This is a genomic window from Paracoccus aestuarii, assembly GCF_028553885.1.
Lineage (GTDB): Bacteria > Pseudomonadota > Alphaproteobacteria > Rhodobacterales > Rhodobacteraceae > Paracoccus > Paracoccus aestuarii.
Map to the genome: position 1 here is coordinate 1,532,254 of NZ_CP067169.1, position 16,799 is coordinate 1,549,052.

General features: G+C 69.7%; 16 protein-coding genes. 13 read left to right on the forward strand and 3 right to left on the reverse strand.

Features of this window, described 5'->3' with window-relative positions:
* The first annotated feature begins 4 nt into the window (after positions 1-4).
* From soxB to JHW48_RS07930, 12 genes are all read left to right on the forward strand, one after another.
* The gene (gene soxB, locus JHW48_RS07875) at positions 5-1,696 is read left to right on the forward strand and encodes a thiosulfohydrolase SoxB (RefSeq protein WP_119887093.1); all 1,692 of its coding nucleotides are present in this window, start codon (positions 5-7) and stop codon (positions 1,694-1,696) included.
* A 13-nt stretch (positions 1,697-1,709) separates the two neighbouring features.
* Positions 1,710-2,981, forward strand: coding sequence for a sulfite dehydrogenase (soxC, locus tag JHW48_RS07880; protein WP_119887092.1), 1,272 nt, complete (start codon positions 1,710-1,712; stop codon positions 2,979-2,981).
* On the forward strand, positions 2,965-4,074 hold the full coding sequence (locus JHW48_RS07885) for a c-type cytochrome (RefSeq protein ID WP_119887091.1): 1,110 nt from the start codon (positions 2,965-2,967) through the stop codon (positions 4,072-4,074). The genes soxC and JHW48_RS07885 overlap by 17 nt, the downstream gene beginning before the upstream one ends.
* The gene (locus JHW48_RS07890; protein ID WP_119887090.1) at positions 4,071-4,391 is read left to right on the forward strand and encodes a c-type cytochrome; all 321 of its coding nucleotides are present in this window, start codon (positions 4,071-4,073) and stop codon (positions 4,389-4,391) included. Before JHW48_RS07885 ends, JHW48_RS07890 begins: the two co-directional genes overlap by 4 nt.
* Positions 4,392-4,436: 45 nt before the next feature.
* A complete protein-coding gene (locus JHW48_RS07895) occupies positions 4,437-5,699 on the forward strand; it encodes an NAD(P)/FAD-dependent oxidoreductase (protein ID WP_119887089.1) in 1,263 nt (420 codons plus the stop codon).
* A 24-nt stretch (positions 5,700-5,723) separates the two neighbouring features.
* Positions 5,724-6,632 (forward strand): MBL fold metallo-hydrolase, encoded by a 909-nt coding sequence (locus JHW48_RS07900; protein WP_119887088.1) that lies wholly within the window; start codon positions 5,724-5,726, stop codon positions 6,630-6,632.
* 113 nt (positions 6,633-6,745) lie between these two features.
* Positions 6,746-6,913 carry a 50S ribosomal protein L33 gene (gene rpmG, locus JHW48_RS07905; protein WP_089344652.1) on the forward strand — a complete coding sequence of 56 codons (168 nt, stop codon included), beginning with the start codon at positions 6,746-6,748 and terminating at the stop codon, positions 6,911-6,913.
* A 112-nt stretch (positions 6,914-7,025) separates the two neighbouring features.
* Complete coding sequence (locus tag JHW48_RS07910) at positions 7,026-7,514, forward strand: (2Fe-2S)-binding protein (protein ID WP_272835837.1); 489 nt, start codon at positions 7,026-7,028, stop codon at positions 7,512-7,514.
* On the forward strand, positions 7,484-9,706 hold the full coding sequence (locus JHW48_RS07915; protein ID WP_272835838.1) for a xanthine dehydrogenase family protein molybdopterin-binding subunit: 2,223 nt from the start codon (positions 7,484-7,486) through the stop codon (positions 9,704-9,706). The genes JHW48_RS07910 and JHW48_RS07915 overlap by 31 nt, the downstream gene beginning before the upstream one ends.
* Positions 9,703-10,320 (forward strand): hypothetical protein, encoded by a 618-nt coding sequence (locus JHW48_RS07920; RefSeq protein ID WP_170152398.1) that lies wholly within the window; start codon positions 9,703-9,705, stop codon positions 10,318-10,320. The genes JHW48_RS07915 and JHW48_RS07920 overlap by 4 nt, the downstream gene beginning before the upstream one ends.
* Positions 10,321-10,419: 99 nt before the next feature.
* Positions 10,420-11,253 carry an XdhC family protein gene (locus JHW48_RS07925; RefSeq protein ID WP_272835839.1) on the forward strand — a complete coding sequence of 278 codons (834 nt, stop codon included), beginning with the start codon at positions 10,420-10,422 and terminating at the stop codon, positions 11,251-11,253.
* Positions 11,250-11,846, forward strand: coding sequence for a nucleotidyltransferase family protein (locus JHW48_RS07930; RefSeq protein ID WP_170152259.1), 597 nt, complete (start codon positions 11,250-11,252; stop codon positions 11,844-11,846). Before JHW48_RS07925 ends, JHW48_RS07930 begins: the two co-directional genes overlap by 4 nt.
* On the opposite strand, the gene JHW48_RS07935 is transcribed toward JHW48_RS07930, so the two are convergent.
* From JHW48_RS07935 to JHW48_RS07945, 3 genes are all read right to left on the reverse strand, one after another.
* Positions 11,843-13,213: an aspartate aminotransferase family protein gene (locus JHW48_RS07935; RefSeq protein WP_119885771.1), complete on the reverse strand. Its 1,371-nt coding sequence runs from the start codon at positions 13,211-13,213 to the stop codon at positions 11,843-11,845. The genes JHW48_RS07930 and JHW48_RS07935 overlap by 4 nt on opposite strands.
* A gap of 11 nt (positions 13,214-13,224) precedes the next feature.
* The gene (locus JHW48_RS07940; RefSeq protein WP_119885770.1) at positions 13,225-14,682 is read right to left on the reverse strand and encodes an NAD-dependent succinate-semialdehyde dehydrogenase; all 1,458 of its coding nucleotides are present in this window, start codon (positions 14,680-14,682) and stop codon (positions 13,225-13,227) included.
* A 120-nt stretch (positions 14,683-14,802) separates the two neighbouring features.
* Positions 14,803-15,285, reverse strand: coding sequence for an Lrp/AsnC family transcriptional regulator (locus tag JHW48_RS07945; RefSeq protein ID WP_119885769.1), 483 nt, complete (start codon positions 15,283-15,285; stop codon positions 14,803-14,805).
* A gap of 62 nt (positions 15,286-15,347) precedes the next feature.
* Between JHW48_RS07945 and ehuR the strand changes: the two genes are divergently transcribed.
* Positions 15,348-16,736 carry a MocR-like ectoine utilization transcription factor EhuR gene (ehuR, locus tag JHW48_RS07950; protein WP_119885768.1) on the forward strand — a complete coding sequence of 463 codons (1,389 nt, stop codon included), beginning with the start codon at positions 15,348-15,350 and terminating at the stop codon, positions 16,734-16,736.
* Positions 16,737-16,799: the final 63 nt, after the last annotated feature.

The window sequence follows — 16,799 nt, forward strand, 5'->3', positions numbered from 1 at the left end:
ACAGATGATCTCTCGGCGCGATTTCATGCAGGTGGCCTTGGCCAGTTCGTCCATCATCGGCGCCTCGGGCCTTGGCGGCTGGTCGCGGCTGGCGGCCCAGCAGCGCCTGACCCAGGACGACCTGCTGCAATTCGACGATTTCGGCAATGTGACGCTGATCCATGTGACCGACATCCACGCCCAGACCCGGCCCATCTGGTTCCGCGAACCGGAATGGAACATCGGCATGGGCGAGGCCGCGGGTCAGCTGCCCCATATCACCGGGCGCGATTTCCAGGCGATGTTCGGCATCGCGCCCGACAGCCCGGATGCCTATGCGCTGACCTATCCCGATTTCGCGGCCCTGGGCGCGGCCTATGGCAAGATGGGCGGGCTGGACCGGATCGCCACGGTGGTGAACGCGATCCGCGCCGCCCGGCCCGACGCGATCCTGCTGGACGGGGGCGACACCTGGCAGGGATCGCTGCCGTCGCTGCGGACTCAAGGCCAGGACATGGTCAACGCCATGAATCTGCTGGGCGTCGAGGCGATGACCAGCCATTGGGAATGGACCTATGGCGCCGAGCGGGTGACCGAGATCGTCGACACGCTGCCCTTCCCCTTTCTGGGCGCCAACATCTTCGACGCGGAATGGGACGAGCCGGCCTTTGATCCCTACCACATCTTCGAGAAGGGCGGGCAACGCATCGCGGTGATCGGCCAGGCCTTCCCCTATATGCCCATCGCCAATCCGCGCTGGATGTTCCCCGATCTCAGCTTCGGCATCCGCGAGGAGCGGATGCAGGCGGTCGTGGACGAGGTCCGGGCCGAGGGCGTCGATCTGGTCGTGCTGCTGTCCCATAACGGCTTTGACGTGGACCGCAAGATGGCGGGCCGCGTGCGCGGCATCGACGTGATCCTGACCGGCCACACCCATGACGCCATCCCCGAGCCGGTGCTGGTGGGTGAGACGATCCTGATCGCCAGCGGCAGCCACGGCAAGTTCGTCAGCCGCGTCGATCTGGACGTGCGCGACGGGCGGATGATGGGGTTCCGCCACAAGCTGATCCCGATCTTCGCCGACGTGATCGCCCCCGACCCCGAGATGGCCGCCCTGATCGAGACCGAACGCGCCCCCTTCGAGGCCGAGCTGACCGAGGAGATCGGCACCACCGAAAGCCTGCTGTTCCGGCGCGGCAATTTCAACGGCAGCTGGGACGACCTGATCTGCGACGCCATGCTGTCGGAACGCGATGCCGAGATCGCGCTGTCGCCCGGCGTGCGGTGGGGCGCATCCGTCATGCCGGGCGAGGCGATCACCCGCGAGGACATCCACAACGCCACCAGCATGACCTATGGCCAATGCTACCGCACCGAGATGACCGGCCAGACGCTGAAGACCGTGCTGGAGGACGTGGCCGACAACATCTTCAACCCCGACCCCTATTACCAGCAAGGCGGCGACATGGTGCGTGTGGGGGGCCTCGGCTACCGCATCGACGTGTCCGCGCCGATGGGGTCGCGCATTTCCGACATGACGCATCTGGCCTCGGGCGAGGCGATCGACCCGGACCGCGCCTATGCCGTGGCGGGCTGGGCCAGCGTCAACGAAGGCACCGAGGGCCCCCAGATCTGGGATGTCGTCGAAACCCATATCCGCAGGCTGGGCACGGTCCGGCTTGACCCAAACACATCGGTCAAGGTGGCCGGCATCTGAGGAGGCATCGCCGATGCGCGACGATACCGAACGCAAGGGCCCCAGCAGGCGGGTCTTTCTGACCAGCGGCGCGGCCATCATGGCAGGCGGCGCGGCGGCGGCCCAAGGCACCACTCAAGGCGCGGACCCGCTGATCACCGAGGTCCAGCCCTGGGCCTCGGGCTTCGGCGATCCGGTGGACGCCACCCCCTATGGCATGCCGATCCGCTTCGAGGAACACGTGGTCCGCCGCAACGTGGAATGGCTGACCGAAAGCCCGGTCAGCAGCATCAACTTCACCCCCATCCACGCGCTGGAGGGCACGATCACGCCCCAAGGCTGCGCCTTCGAGCGGCACCATTCCGGCGCGATCGAACTCAGCAAGGCCGATTACCGCCTGATGGTGAACGGCCGCGTGGACCGGCCCTTGGTCTTCACCTTCGACGACCTGATGCGCTTTCCCCGCCATGTGATGACGGCCTTCTGCGAATGCGCGGCCAATGGCGGCATGGAATGGGGCGGCGCCCAGCTGGAGGGCTGCCAGTTCACCCAAGGCATGATCCACAACATGGAATATACCGGCGTCATGCTGCGCGACGTTCTGGCCGAGGCCGGCGTCCAGCCCGAGGGCACTTGGGTCTATGTCGAGGGGGCGGATGCCTCCTCGAACGGGCGGTCCATCCCGATGGACAAGGCGATGGACGACGTGTTGATCGCGCTCTTTGCCAATGGCGAGGCGCTCAGGATGGAACATGGCTATCCCGCCCGGCTGGTCGTGCCGGGATGGGAGGGCAACATGTGGGTCAAGTGGCTGCGCCGCATCGGCGTCCATGACCAGGCCGTCGAAAGCCGCGAGGAGACCTCGAAATATACCGACATGATGCCCGACGGGCGGGCGCGCAAATGGACCTGGGTGATGGATGCGAAATCGGTCATCACCTCGCCCAGCCCGCAGGTGCCGATCCGCCACGGCGCGGGGCCCTTGGTGGTCACGGGGCTGGCCTGGTCCGGCAATGGCGCGATTTCCCGCGTGGACGTGTCCTCGGACGGGGGCGCCACATGGCACCCGGCGCGGCTGTCGGGCGATGTGAAGCCCAAGGCCCTGACGCGGTTCCATTACGACATGGACTGGGACGGATCCGAGATGTTCCTGATGTCGCGCGCCATCGACGACACGGGCTATGTCCAGCCGACCAAGCAGGCCCTGCGCGAGATCCGCGGCGTCAACAATGTCTATCACAACAACGGCATCCAGGTCTGGTGGGTGCGTGCCGATGGCGAGGTGGAAAATGTCGAGATCGCGTAACCTGGCCCCATTCAGCCTGGCGCTCAGCACCGCCCTGATCCTGATCGCCGGCCCCGCCTTGTCCCAGCCCCTCGGCCTCGGCCGCGAGGCCCTGCCCGAGGAGGTCGAAGCCTGGGACGTGGCCGTCCTGCCCGACGGCACCGGCCTGCGCCCCGGTTCGGGCAGCGTCGAGGACGGGGACGAGATCTTCTATGAGCAATGCGCCAGCTGCCATGGCGATTTCGCCGAAGGCCGCGACAGCTGGCCCGCGCTGTCGGGCGGCATGGGCACGCTGACCGATCCGCGCCCGGTCAAGACCATCGGCAGCTATTGGCCGCATCTGTCGACGGTGCATGACTACATCCACCGCTCGATGCCCTTCGGGGGCGCGCAGACCCTGACCCAGGACGAGACCTATGCGATCACGGCCTTCCTTCTCTATTCCAACGGCATGGTCGAGGATGACTTCGTCCTGACGCATGAGAACTTCACCGAGATCGTGATGCCCAATGCCGATGGCTTCTATCCCGATGACCGCCCCGAGACGGAATACCCGATCTTTTCCGCCGAACCCTGCATGCAGGATTGCCGCGACACCGCCCCTGAGGTCACCCGCCGTGCCGTCGATCTGGGCGTGACGCCCATGGGCGAGGATGGCCGCCCGGCAGGCACCATTCCCGCGACCTTCGACGTCGCCCAAGGACCCGAGGCCATCGAGGAACCCGAGGATGCCCCCGAGGTCACCGCGGGCGAGATCGCGCCCGAGGCCGAACCCGAAGCCGCGGCCCCCGATCCCGCCTTGGTGGCCGATGGCGAACGGGCGTTTCGCAAATGCGCCGCCTGCCATCAGGTGGGCGAGGGCGCGCGCAACGGCACCGGCCCGCATCTGAACGGCGTCTTCGGCGCCGAGGTCGCCCATGTCGAGGGGTTCCGCTATTCCCCCGTCTTCCAGCAGCTGCAGGATGACGGCGTGGTCTGGGATCACGACGCGCTCTCGGCCTTTCTGGAAAGCCCGCGCGGCTTTGCCCAAGGCACGCGCATGTCCTTTGCCGGGATCCGCAACGCCGATGAACGCGACGCCATCATCGCCTATCTGCAGAGCCTGGAGCCATGAGCCTGCGGCCGGACGCCCTCCGCCGCGTCGCGGCCCTGGCCTGCATGGGGGTGATCGCCGCCCCCCTGCAGGCCAGTGGCGGTGACATCGCCTATGGCGAATATCTGGCGGGCGACTGCACCGGCTGCCACCGGCCCGAAGGGGCCGAAGGCATCCCCTCGATCGCGGGCCGCGCGCCCGAGGATTTCACCGCCGCCCTGGCCGCCTTTCGCGACGGCAGCCGCGACAACCCCGCCATGCGCCTGATGGCCGAGCGCGTGACCGAGGAGGAGGTCGCGGCCTTGGCCGCCTATTTCCAGACCATCGAGCCTTACTGACGCCCGGCCGCGCCGGGCATCCATCTGCAACGGGAGGATACGCGGATGACAGTGTCACGCAGGGGTTTCATCGCCACGGGCATCGCGGCGGGCAGCCTGATGGCCGCGCCCGCGCTGTTGGGGCAGGGGCGCGCGCAGGTCGTCGTGATCGGGGGCGGCGCGGGGGGCGCCACCGCCGCGCGATACCTGGCCCGCGACGCGCAAGGCCTGCTGGACGTCACCTTGGTCGAGGCGAACCCGGTCTATACGACCTGCTTCTTTTCCAACCTGCATCTGGGCGGGCTGCTGGACCTGGAGGGGCTGCAGCACGGCTATGACGGGCTGGCCGCCGCGGGCGTGCGGGTCGTCCATGACCGGGCCGAGGGGGTGGATCGCGACGCGCGCACCGTCACCCTGGCGGGGGGCGAGGTGCTGTCCTGGGACCGGCTGGTCCTGTCGCCGGGGATCGATTTCGTCGAAGGCTCGGTCCCCGGCTGGTCGGTCGCGGATGCCGGGATCATGCCCCATGCCTACAAGGCCGGTCCCCAGACCCGGCTGCTGCGCCAGCAGATCGACGCCATGCCCCAGGGCGGGCTTTTCGCGATGATCGCCCCGCCCAATCCCTATCGCTGCCCGCCCGGCCCCTATGAACGCGTCAGCATGGTCGCGCACCGGCTGCGCCAGGTGAACCCCACCGCCAAGATCCTGATCCTGGACCCCAAGGAGACCTATTCCAAGCAGACCCTCTTCGAGGAGGGGTGGCTGCGCCATTACGACGGCATGATCGAACGGATCGGCCCCGATTTCGGCGGCGACCGGGCCGAGGTTCGCCCCGCCGCGATGGAGGTCGTCTTCGACGGCGAGGTGCAGCGCGTCGATGTCTGCAACGTCATCCCCGGCCAGGCGGCAGGCGCCATCGCCGGGATCGCTGGCGTGACCGACGAGACGGGCTGGGCACCCGTCGCGGCCGAGGACATGCGATCGCGCATCGATGACGCGGTCTTCGTGCTGGGCGACAGCGCGGGTCAGGGGGACATGCCGAAATCGGGCTATGCCGCGAACAGCCAGGCCAAGGTCGCCGCCATGCGCATCCGCGCCGACCTGCTGGATGCCCGCGCCTTTCCCGCGCGCTATGCCAATACCTGCTGGTCGCTGATCGCCCCCGATGACGGGGTCAAGGTCGGCGCCACCTATGAACCCACCCCGGAAAAGATCGCCTCGGTCGACAGCTTCATCTCGCAGCCGGGCGAGGATGCCGCGACCCGCCGCGCCACATACGAGGAATCGGTCGGCTGGTATGACGGCATCGTCGCCGACATGCTGGGCTGACCGCCCGCCAGGAAAGGAACCGCCATGCCCACCCGCCGCCGCCTGCTGAGCCTGACGGCCACGGCCCTGGCCCTGCCGCTGATCCCCCGCCGCGCCTTTGCCCATCAGGCGCGGGACCTGGGGCGGTGGCGGCTGGACATGCTGTCGGACGGCCATCTGGACCTGCCGCGCGGCTTCGTCTTCGGCGGGGTGCCCGATGCGCTGGCCGATCGCACGGTGGCGCGTCACGGGCTGGACGGCGACGCGCTGTCATCGCCCTGCAACGTCACCCTGCTGCGGAGCGGCGATGATGTGGTGCTGGTCGATGCGGGGGCGGGGCCGGACTTCATGGCCTCGGCCGGGCGCCTGCCCGAGGCGCTGGAGGAGCTGGGCCTTTCCCCCGAGGACATCACCCATCTGATCCTGACCCATGGCCATCCCGATCACCTCTGGGGGGTTCTGGACGATTTCGACGAACCGGCCTTTCCGCGCGCGCAGGTGATGATGGGCGCCGTCGAGCATGCCTATTGGACCGATCCCGCCACCGCCGGCACGATCGGCGAGGATCGCGCCAGCTTTGCCGCGGGCGCCGCGCGCCGCCTGGCCCTGCTGGAAGGGGTGGTGCTGTTCGATGACGGCGACGACCTGCTGCCCGGGATCCGGGCGCGGATGACGCCGGGCCACACGCCGGGGCACATGTCGCTGATGGTCGATGGCGACCGCCCGGCCATCGTCCTGGGCGATGCGGTGGGCAACGGGCATCTGGCGCTGGACGCCCCCGACCAGCCCGCGCCCTCGGACCAGGACCCGGAGACGGCCCGCGACACGCGCCTGTCCCTGCTGCGCGACATCGCGGATGGCGGGCTGCTGGTCGCCGGGTTCCACCTGCCGGGCGGGGGCCTTGGCACCATCGCGGCCGATGGGGCGGGATACCGCTTCGACGCCTTGGCATGAGCTTGGGGCCAATTTGCGGTTGACACGGGCGCGCGCATGACTAAAAGGCGGCCTTCTACAGGATTTTTACGGGGTTTGCGGCGCGCGATTGCCCCGAAGCAGGAGCGATAACCATGGCGAAGCCGACCACCATCAAGATCCGGCTGAATTCCTCCGCCGGCACCGGCCACTTCTATGTGACCAAGAAGAACGCACGCACGATGACCGAAAAGATGACCGTGCGGAAATACGACCCCGTCGTGCGTCAGCATGTCGAATACAAGGAAGGCAAGATCAAGTAAGATCTGCCCCACCCGACCGCTTGGGCCGCCATCCTTCGGGGATCGGCGGCCTTTTGCATGGGGCGCGCGCTTCGTGCTTGTAACCGCGCCCGCGCTGCCCCAGATTCCGGCCATGAAACTGATCGTCAACGGACAAGAACGCGACCTGGGCGATGCCGACCCGCAGATGCCGCTGCTCTGGGCGCTGCGCGACATGCTGGGGCTGACGGGCACGAAATACGGCTGCGGGGTGGCGCAATGCGGCGCCTGCACCGTGCATCTGGACGGCATGGCCGTGCGCGCCTGCCAGATCCGCATCGGCGACGTGGCGGGCGACATCACCACGATCGAGGGCCTTGGCACGCCCGCGGACCCGCACCCCGTCCAGGCCGCCTGGATCGAGGAGCAGGTCGCCCAATGCGGCTATTGCCAATCGGGCCAGATCATGTCGGCGGCCGCCCTGCTGGCGCTGAACGACGACCCCACGGACGAGGATATCGACCGCGCCATGTCGGCCAATCTGTGCCGCTGCGCGACCTATCCCCGCATCCGCGCCGCAATCCGCCGCGCCCGCGACATCAGACGCCCCCCATGCCCAAGGCCGCGCGGCGGGGCTTTCTGATCGGATCGGTCGCGGTGGCGGGGGGCGTGGCCTTCGGGGCCTGGCGCTATCTTTCGCCGCTGCCGGACCCGCATGGCGATCTGGGGCCGGACCGGGCGGCGCTGAACCCCTATGTGATCATCGACGCGGATGGCGTGACCCTGATCGCGCCGCGCGCCGACAAGGGCCAGGGCGCGCGCTGGATGCAGGCCGCCCTGATCGCCGAGGAGCTGGACATCGACCCCGCCGATGCCCGGATCGAGCCCGGCCCGGTCAGCCGCACCTATTACAACCGCGCGCTGATCGGCGACATGATGCCCTTTGCCCCCACCGATGACGGCTGGCTGGCGCGCACGGCGCGGGGCGCCGCGGACATCCCGTCCCGGCTGCTGGGCTGGCAGATGACGGGGGGGTCGACCTCGACGCCGGACGGGTTCGACAAGCTGCGCCAGGCCGGCGCCGTCGCGCGCGAGACCTTGAAGCAGGCCGCAGCCCAACGTCACGGGCTGGACCGCGCCGATCTGACGACCGAGGACGGGCGCGTGATCCTGCCCGACGGCACTGCCATCCCCTATGCCGATCTGGCGCGGGACGCGGCGGGGATCGAGCCCGTGACCGACATCGTGCTGCGCGGCCGGTCGCAATGGCGCCTGCTGGGCCAGCCCATGCGGCGCGGCGACATCGTGGCGAAATCCACCGGCACCCAGGTCTACGGCATCGACCTGTCCCTGCCGGACATGGTCCATGCGACCGTCCGCGCGGCGCCTTGGGGCGGGGGCGTGGCGCGGCTGGATGCGGTGCCCGCCGAATCCCTGCCGGGCGTGCTGCGCGTCCTGCCGATCGAGGGCGGCGTTGCCGTCGTCGCGCGCGACACCTGGTCGGCCTTTCAAGGCGCCCGCGCGCTGGAGGTGGATTGGGTCCTGCCCGACCGCCCCGGCGATCAGGACGCGATCTGGGCCGCGCTGGAACGGACCTTCACCGATGCCCGCGTGGATACCCGCCGCCGCGACGATGGCGATGTGGACGCGGCGATGGGCGCGGATGCGATCAGCGCCGAATACCGCGTTCCCTTCCTGGCCCATGCGCCCTTGGAGCCGATGAACGCCACCGTCCTGGTCACCACGGATAGCTGCACGATCTGGGCGGGCACGCAGGTGCCGGATTTCGCGGTCTCGAAGGCGGCGGCGCTGACCGGCCTGCCCGAATCCGCGATCCGGCTGGAAAACCAGATGATCGGCGGCAGCTTCGGCCGGAGGCTGGAACTGGACTTCATCCTGCAGGCCGTCCAGATCGCCATGGCCTTTCCCGACCGCCCCGTGAAGCTGACCTGGACGCGCGAGGAGGATTTCGCCCATGACCAGCCCCGCCCCGCCCAGATCGCGCGGATGCGCGGCCAGGTGCGGGACGGGCGCGTGACGGCGCTGGACCTGACGGTGGCCTCGCCCTCGGTCGTGGCGTCCTGGTTCGGGCGCGTGGCCAGCGCGCCGCCGGGGGGCGATCCCAGCATCACCACCGGGTCCTGGGACCAGCCGCTGGCGATCCCCCATTTCCGCGTCACCGGCCTGCGCGCGCCGGAAACCATCCCGGTCAGCAGCTGGCGCTCGGTCGGGGCATCGGCCAACGGCTTCTTCATCGGATCGGCCTTGGACGAGCTGTTCGTGGCGGGCGGCATCGACCCCTTCGACGGGCTGATCGCGCTCTGCGACGACCCCGTCTCGCGCGCCGTGCTGGAGGAGGCGCGCAGCCTTTCCGGCTGGACCGGCCCCCGCCCGGCCGAGGGGCAGGGGCGCGGCGTGGCCTTCTGTCTGTCTTTCGGCGTGCCCTGCGCGCAGGTGGTCGACGTGACCGCGACGCCCCGGGGGCTGGTCATCGACCGCGCCGTCGCGGTGGCCGATGTGGGCACCGTGCTGGACCCCGTGAATGCCGAGGCGCAGCTGTCGGGCGGCATGCTGTTCGGCCTGGGCCATGCGATGAATTGCGAGCTGACCTATCGCGGCCATGTCCCTGATCAGACAAATTTCTGGGCCCATGACGGGATGCGCATGCACCAGACGCCCCAGGTCCAGGTCCGCCTGCTGGAGAACGGCCCCCTGCGCGGACTGGGCGAGCCGGGCGTGCCCCCCGCCGCCGCGGCCTTGGGCAATGCGATCCATGCGGCGACGGGGCGGCGCCTGCGCCAGCTGCCGTTCCAGAACCAGATGGCCTTCGCATGATCCGGGGGCTGGCGCTGGCTTTGGTCCTGGCCGCCCCCGCGGGGGCCGAGGGGGTGATGCCCTCGGTCGTGGCGCCGCCGGTCGCGGGATCGGTCAGCCGCGATGATGGGCTGGCGGCATGGGACCGCGCGTGGCAGGTCATGTCCCATCCGCGCTGCGCCAATTGCCATGTGGGGGACGATCACCGGCCCATGTGGTCCGGCCCCGACTATCCCCGCACGACCCCGCATGGCATGAATATCAGCGCCGGCGACAGCCGCATGGGCATCGAGACGCTGCCCTGCGCCACCTGCCACATCACCGCCTCGACGCTGGAATCCGATCCGCGCCAAGCGCCCAACGCCATGGTCGACTGGCACCTGCCGCCGGTCGAGATGGCCTGGTTCGGCCTGACCAGCGGCCAGGTCTGCCGCCAGCTGCGCGACCCGGCGATGAATGGCGGCCGGGACTGGGTCCAGATCGCCGAACACCTGCAGGAGGACGCATCCCATGGCGGCTTCGTCGCATGGGGTTTCGCCCCCGGCGGCGGGCGCGAACCCGCGCCCTTCGGCCTGCAGGCCCATATCGACGACGTGCTGCGATGGGGCGCGGCTGAACAGCCCTGTCCTGAATGATGCCCGGCGCGGTTTTCGTGCATCGTTTTGGCCCCTTCGGGCGTTAGGCTGCATTCTTGGTCCCCGAGGGCCCGTTCAAGCCTTGTCCGAAAGCCCGCCATGTCCATCTCATCCCCCATCGCCGCCGTCGGAGACTGCCCGATCAAGTCGCTGCTGCGCCGCCCCGGCGGGTCGCTGGCCCTGCTGATTGCGGCCGAGGGCGGGTTTCCGCGCCGCCCCGGCGCCATGATGGCGCTGTGGCCGGACGGGGCGCGGGTGGGTAGGCTGGGGGCGGGCTGCATCGATGCCGATATCGCGGTGCATCTGGACCGTCCCGGCCCGGTAACGCGGTTGACCTATGGCCAGGGGGGGCCGGTGGATCTGCCGCTGCCCTGCGGGGGGTCGGTGCGGATCGCGCTGATCCACAGGCCCGACCCGGATTGGCTGGGGGCGATCTGGGACGACCGGATCCGCCGCCGCACGGGCCATTGGTGCGTGAACCTGCGCAGCGGCCAGCCCTGCCGCGCCGATCAGCCGGATGCCGAGGATTTCCACCTGACCCTGCCGCCGCCCCCCGCCTTCCAGATCCATGGCGAGGGCGACGAGGCCAATGCCCTGACCGCCCTGGTCGCGGCGCTGGACCTGCCCATCCTGGGCCGCGAGGCGCGCCCCGATGCCCACAGCGCCGTGGTGACCCTGTTCCACGATCACGACCGAGAGCTGCCGCCCCTGATCCGCGCGCTGCAATCGGATGCCTTCTATATCGGCGCGCTCGGATCGACGCGGGCGCAGGATGCGCGGCTGCGGGCGCTGGCGGACCAAGGTGTGGCCCGGGCCGATCTGGACCGGCTGCACGGTCCGATCGGCGTGGTGGGGCAGGGGCGCGACCCAAGGCTGATCGCCGCATCGACGCTGACCCAGATCCTGGCCGCCTACGAGGCGCGCCTGCCGTGATCCGAACCGGCATCCTGCTGGCCGCAGGCGCTTCGCGCCGCTTCGGCCCGCAGGACAAGCTGCTGGCCCCGTTGGACGGCAGCCCCCTGATCCATCACGCCGCCGATGCGATGCGCCGGGCCACGCTGGATCACCGCATCGCCGTCATCACCAGTGACGCGCTGGTTCCGCATCTGGCGGGCTTCACCCTCTGCCGCATCGCGCCGGGCCTGCAATCGGACAGCCTGCACGCGGGTCTGCGGGCGGCCGCGGGCGCACACCGCCTGCTGATCGCGCTCGGCGACATGCCCGATGTCACCGCCGCCCATCTGGACGCGGTGCTGGCCCGCGCCACCGACGACGCCCCGGCCTGCAGCCATGACGGCGCCCGCCCCATGCCGCCCGCCTGCTTTCCCGCCACGATGCTGCCGCAGCTGATGGCGCTCAAGGGGGATCAGGGGGCGGGGCGCCTGCTGGCCGATCTGCCGCCCGACCGGATGCTGCCCGCGCCGGGCCTGCTGCGGGACGTGGACCGGCCCGCGGATCTCGTGCGGCGCGCAGGGGGTCCGGGGGGGCGCGTCAGCCCCCCCGGTCCTCCGCGGGACGCAATCTAGCCCAGCACCTCGGCCAGCGCCTCGGCGGTCACCGCGACGATGCGGTCGGCCTCGGCCTCGGTCAGGCACAGGGGCGGGGCAAAGCCCAGGATGTCGCCCTGCGGCATGGCCCGCGCGATCACGCCGCGCTTCAGCATCGCCGCCACGACCTTGGCGCCCTTGCCCTCGGATGCGTCGAAGAACCGACGCGCCTCGCGGTCGGCCACCAGCTCGACCGCGCAGAGCATCCCCTCGCCGCGCACCTCGCCGACATGGGCGTGCGCGCCCACCGCCTCGGCCATCCGCCGGTTCAAATAGGCACCGACCCGGCCCGCATTCCCGACCAGCCCCAGCTCGTCGATCAGCTCCAGGTTGGCGATACCCGCCGCCGCGCCGATGGGATGGGCGGAATAGGTCCAGCCATGACCCAGCACGCCGTTCTCGTCCGTGCCCTGTTCCAGCACCGTCCACATCCGCTCGCCCACGATGGTTGCCGACAGCGGCGCATAGGCACTGGTCAGCCCCTTGGCGCAGGTGATCAGGTCGGGCTTCATGCCGTAATGGTCGCTGCCGAACATCGTGCCAAGCCGCCCGAAGCCCGTCACCACCTCATCCGCGATCAGCAGGATGTCGTGGCGCGCCAGCACCTTCTGGATCGCCTCCCAGTATCCCGCCGGGGGCGGGACGATCCCGCCGGTGCCCAGGATCGGCTCGCCGATGAAGGCCGCGATCGTGTCCGCGCCCTCGGCCTCGATCAGCGCCTCCAGGCGTTCGACGCAATGGGCGGTGAAATCGGCCTCGGACATCGCGGCATCGGGGCGGCGGAAGTAATAGGGCGCCTCGGTATGGATCACCTGCGCCAAGGGCAGGTCGAACTTCTTGTGAAACAGCTCCAGCCCGGTCAGGCTGCCTGTGACCAGGCCCGATCCGTGATAGCCGCGCCAGCGGCTGATGATCTTCTTTTTCTGCGGGCGGTTCAGGATGTTGTTGTAATACCAGACCAGCTTGACGTTGGTCTCGTTCGCATCCGAACCGCCCAGGCCGAAATAGACCCGCGCCATGCCGGCGGGTGCGCGATCCATCACCATCTTGGCCAGCGTGATCGACGCCTCGGACCCATGCCCCGCATAGGCGTGGTAATAGGCCAGCTCATGCGCCTGTTTCGCGATCGCATCGGCGATCTGCTTGCGTCCGTACCCCACATTCACGCAATAGAGCCCCGCGAAGCCGTCCAGCAGGCGGTTGCCGTCGCGGTCGGTGATATGGCAGCCCTCGCCCCCGGTCACGATCCGCTGCGGCGCCTCGCCACGGGCGAATTGCGCCAGATGGGTCGAGGGATGCATGAAGTTCTCGCGGTCCCATTTCGCCAGTTCGTCATTGGTCAGCATGGCAGTTCCTTTCACGCCCAGTCACGGCAGACATACTTGATTTCGGTGAAGGCCTCGAGGCCTTGGCGCGCGCCCTCGCGGCCGATGCCCGATTGCTTCATGCCCCCGAAGGGGATCGGCGCGCCAGTGACCTTGGTGCGGTTCACCGCCACCATCCCGTATTGCAGCGCCCGCGTCAGGCGATAGATCCGGCGCGGATCCATGCTGTGGACATAGGCGACCAGCCCGTATTCGCTGTCATTCGCGCGCGCGATCACCTCGTCCTCGCTGTCGAAGGGGGTCAGGGCGGCGACGGGGCCGAAGGTCTCCTCGCGCATGATCGCGGCATCATCAGACACATCGGCCAGCACGGTCGGCAGATAGAAGAGCGGCCCCTGGGCGTCATCCACCCGGCCCCCGGTCAGCAGCCGCGCGCCGCGCGTCACCGCGTCATCGACATGGGCCTGCTGCTTGGCCACCTGCCGGTCATGGATCAGCGGCCCCAGATCGGCATCCTGCATCCCCGGCGCCAAGGTCAGCTTTTCCACCGCCGCCGTGAAGCGGGCGCAGAACGCCTCATAGACGGGTCGGTGGATATAGAAGCGGTTCGCGCCCAGGCAATCCTGGCCCGAGGTCGCGAATTTCGCCTTGATCGCCTCGGCCACGGCGCGGTCCAGATCGGCGCCTTGAAAGACGATGAAGGGCGCGTGCCCGCCTAGTTCCAGCACCAGCCGCTTCACCGTATCCGCCGATTGACGATAGAGCAGCCGCCCCACCTCGGTCGAGCCGGTAAAGGACAGCGCCCGCACCCGCGCATCCGCGGTCCATTCACCGACGATGGTCGCCGCATCCCCGATCACCGTGTTCACCACGCCATCGGGGAACCCCGCCCGCTGCGCCAGCACCGCCAGCGCCAGCGCCGACAGGGGCGTCTCGGCCGAGGGGTGGATGACCACCGTGCAGCCCGCGCCAAGGGCGGCGGCGGCCTTGCGGGTGATCATCGCGCTGGGGAAATTCCACGGCGTCACCAGCGCGGCCACACCCACGGGTTCGCGCCACAGCTCCATTTCGGCATCAGACAGGTGGCTGGTCACGCCCTCGATATTGGGGCGCGAAGCCTCTTCGGCATAGAACTGCACGAAGCTGGCGGCATAGTCGATCTCGCCCCGCGCCTCGCTGATGGGCTTGCCCTGCTCGGCGACCATGATTCGGGCCAGATCCTCGCGCGCCTCAAGGATCAGCGCGTGCCAGCGATGCAGGATCGCGGCGCGTTTCTGCGGCAGCATTGCCGACCAGTCGGCAAAGGCCGCCTGCGCGGCATCGACCGCCGCGCGGGCGCCGGTCTGATCGCTGATGGCGACCTGGGCGATGACGCTGCCTGTCGCAGGGTCCCGCACGGCCAGCCGGCCTTGGGCCGCGAAATCCCCCGCGCCGGGCAGCAGGGCGGTGTCCTGCAGGCGGTCCTTCAGCGTGTCGGTCTGGTCCAGCATGGCGTGCCCCCTTTGCGTGCTTTCGCGCAGTCTGGCGCGGGCGGGCAGGGGATTTCGCCTGAAGACCGGGCGCGGGGCAGAGGAATCCTCTGGCCCCTGCCGCGCGGCCCGAGGATTCCTCTAGATCAGGGCGGAGGACGGCGGCTCGTCCTTCACCGGCTTGGTGACGATATAGCTGAAATAGCGCCTGAGGCCCGCGCGGCTTTCCAAGAGCCCGTCCATCAGGTCCTGGAAATCGGCCACGTCGCGGGCGATGACCAGCATCAGGTAATCATAGCCCCCCCCGATCGCCCAGCAGCCGGTGACGGCCTGGGTCCGGGCGATCACGCGTTCGAAGATCTGAAAGCTCTCGGCGCGGTGGCTGTCCAGTTCCACCGTGACGAAGACCTGCACATGCGGCCCGAGCGCGCCCAGATCGACCGTCGCGCGATAGCCGCGGATCAGGCCCGCGCGTTCCAGTTTCCGCATCCGCTCCCAGGCCGGGGTGGGGGACAGGTTCACGCGTTGGGCCAGATCGGTCTTGGCGATGCGCCCCTCGCGCGACAGGACCGCCAGGATGGCGATGTCGCGGTCGTCCAGACGGGGGGCGCGGGGCGGGATCATGCCTGCTTGTTCCCGGCGGGCGGGCGCTTGTCAATCGGGCCGCGCGGGGCGATCCTGTGCCCATGTCGCATTGGCCGCTCCGCAAGGATGACATCACCCGCCCCGCCTATCGCAGCCTGGCCCAAGGGATCGCGGCGGCGATCGACGCGGGCAGCCTGCGCCCCGGCCAGCGCCTGCCGCCGCATCGCGATCTGGCTTGGCAATTGGGCGTTTCCGTCCAGACCGTCAGCCGCGCCTATGAGGAGCTGATCCGCGCCGACCTGATATCCGGCGAGGTCGGGCGGGGCAGCTTCGTGCGCGCAGGCCCGCGCGAGACGATCGAGGTGCCGTGGTTCCGCGCCCCCACCGACCGCCCGCCGGTGGACCTGTCGATGATGACGCCTGTCGCGCTGCCCCTGATCCGGCAGGCCTGGGCCGAGACCTTGATGCGCCTGTCGGACCGGCTGCCCGATCCGGCGATGCTGTCCTTTCGCCCGCGCCAGACGATGTCGCTCTATGGCGGCATGGCGGCGGCCTGGCTGGCGCGCTGCGGCATGGTCGTCCCGGCGCAGCGCATCCTGATCACCAATGGCACAACGCCCGCGATGTTCGTGGCGCTGATGACCGTGGCCCAGCCCGGCGACATCATCGCGACCGAGGCCGTCACCTGCCACACGCTGAAGCCCGCGGCCCAGCACCTGCATTTGCGCCTGCGGGGGGTGGCAACGGATGCCGATGGGATGCTGCCCGACGCGCTGCTGGATGCGGCGCGGGCGGCGGGGGGGCGGATGAAGGCGGTGTTCCTGCTGCCCTCGGGCGGCGGGCCGCGCGCCGCGATCATGCCGCGCGACCGGCGCGAGGCCTTGGCCCGCGCCGCCGCCGCCGCCGGCCTGGCGATCCTGGAAAGCGACCCGACCGGGCCGATGCCGCCGCGCCGCCCGCCTGCGCTTTCCAGCTTTGCCCCCGAGCGGGGGTTCTATTTCACCGGCCTGTCGAAATGCCTGTCGCCGGGGCTGAGGCTGGGTTTTCTGGCGATGCCCGAAAATTGGGCAGAGGCCGCGCTGAACCGGCATCTGTCCCTGTCCTGGATGGCCACGCCCCTGATGGCCGAGATCGCGCAGGACTGGATCACCGGCGGCACCGCCGATGCCCTGCTGGAGGCGCAGCGGGCGGAGCTGACCGCGCGCAACCGCCTGGCCCTGCGCCATTTGGGGCCGCGCGCGCAGGGCTTTCCGCATGGGCTGCATCGCTGGCTGGTCCTGCCGCCCGGCGCGGACGAGCCCGCGCTGGTGCGCGCGGCGCTGGACCGGCAGGTGGCCGTGGCGCCCGGATCGGGCTTTGGCGTGCTGCCCTCGGGGCCCGCGCTGCGCCTGTCCCTGGGGGGTGCGGGGATGGGCGATCTGGACCGGGCGCTGCGCAACCTTGCGGCGATCCTGCCGGTCGGGGATGCGCCCGGCGGGCCATCGGTTTGACAGCCGGTCCCGAAATTGTCATGATTTAATCTAGCAATTGACTTGGAATCCGCTTGCGCCGAA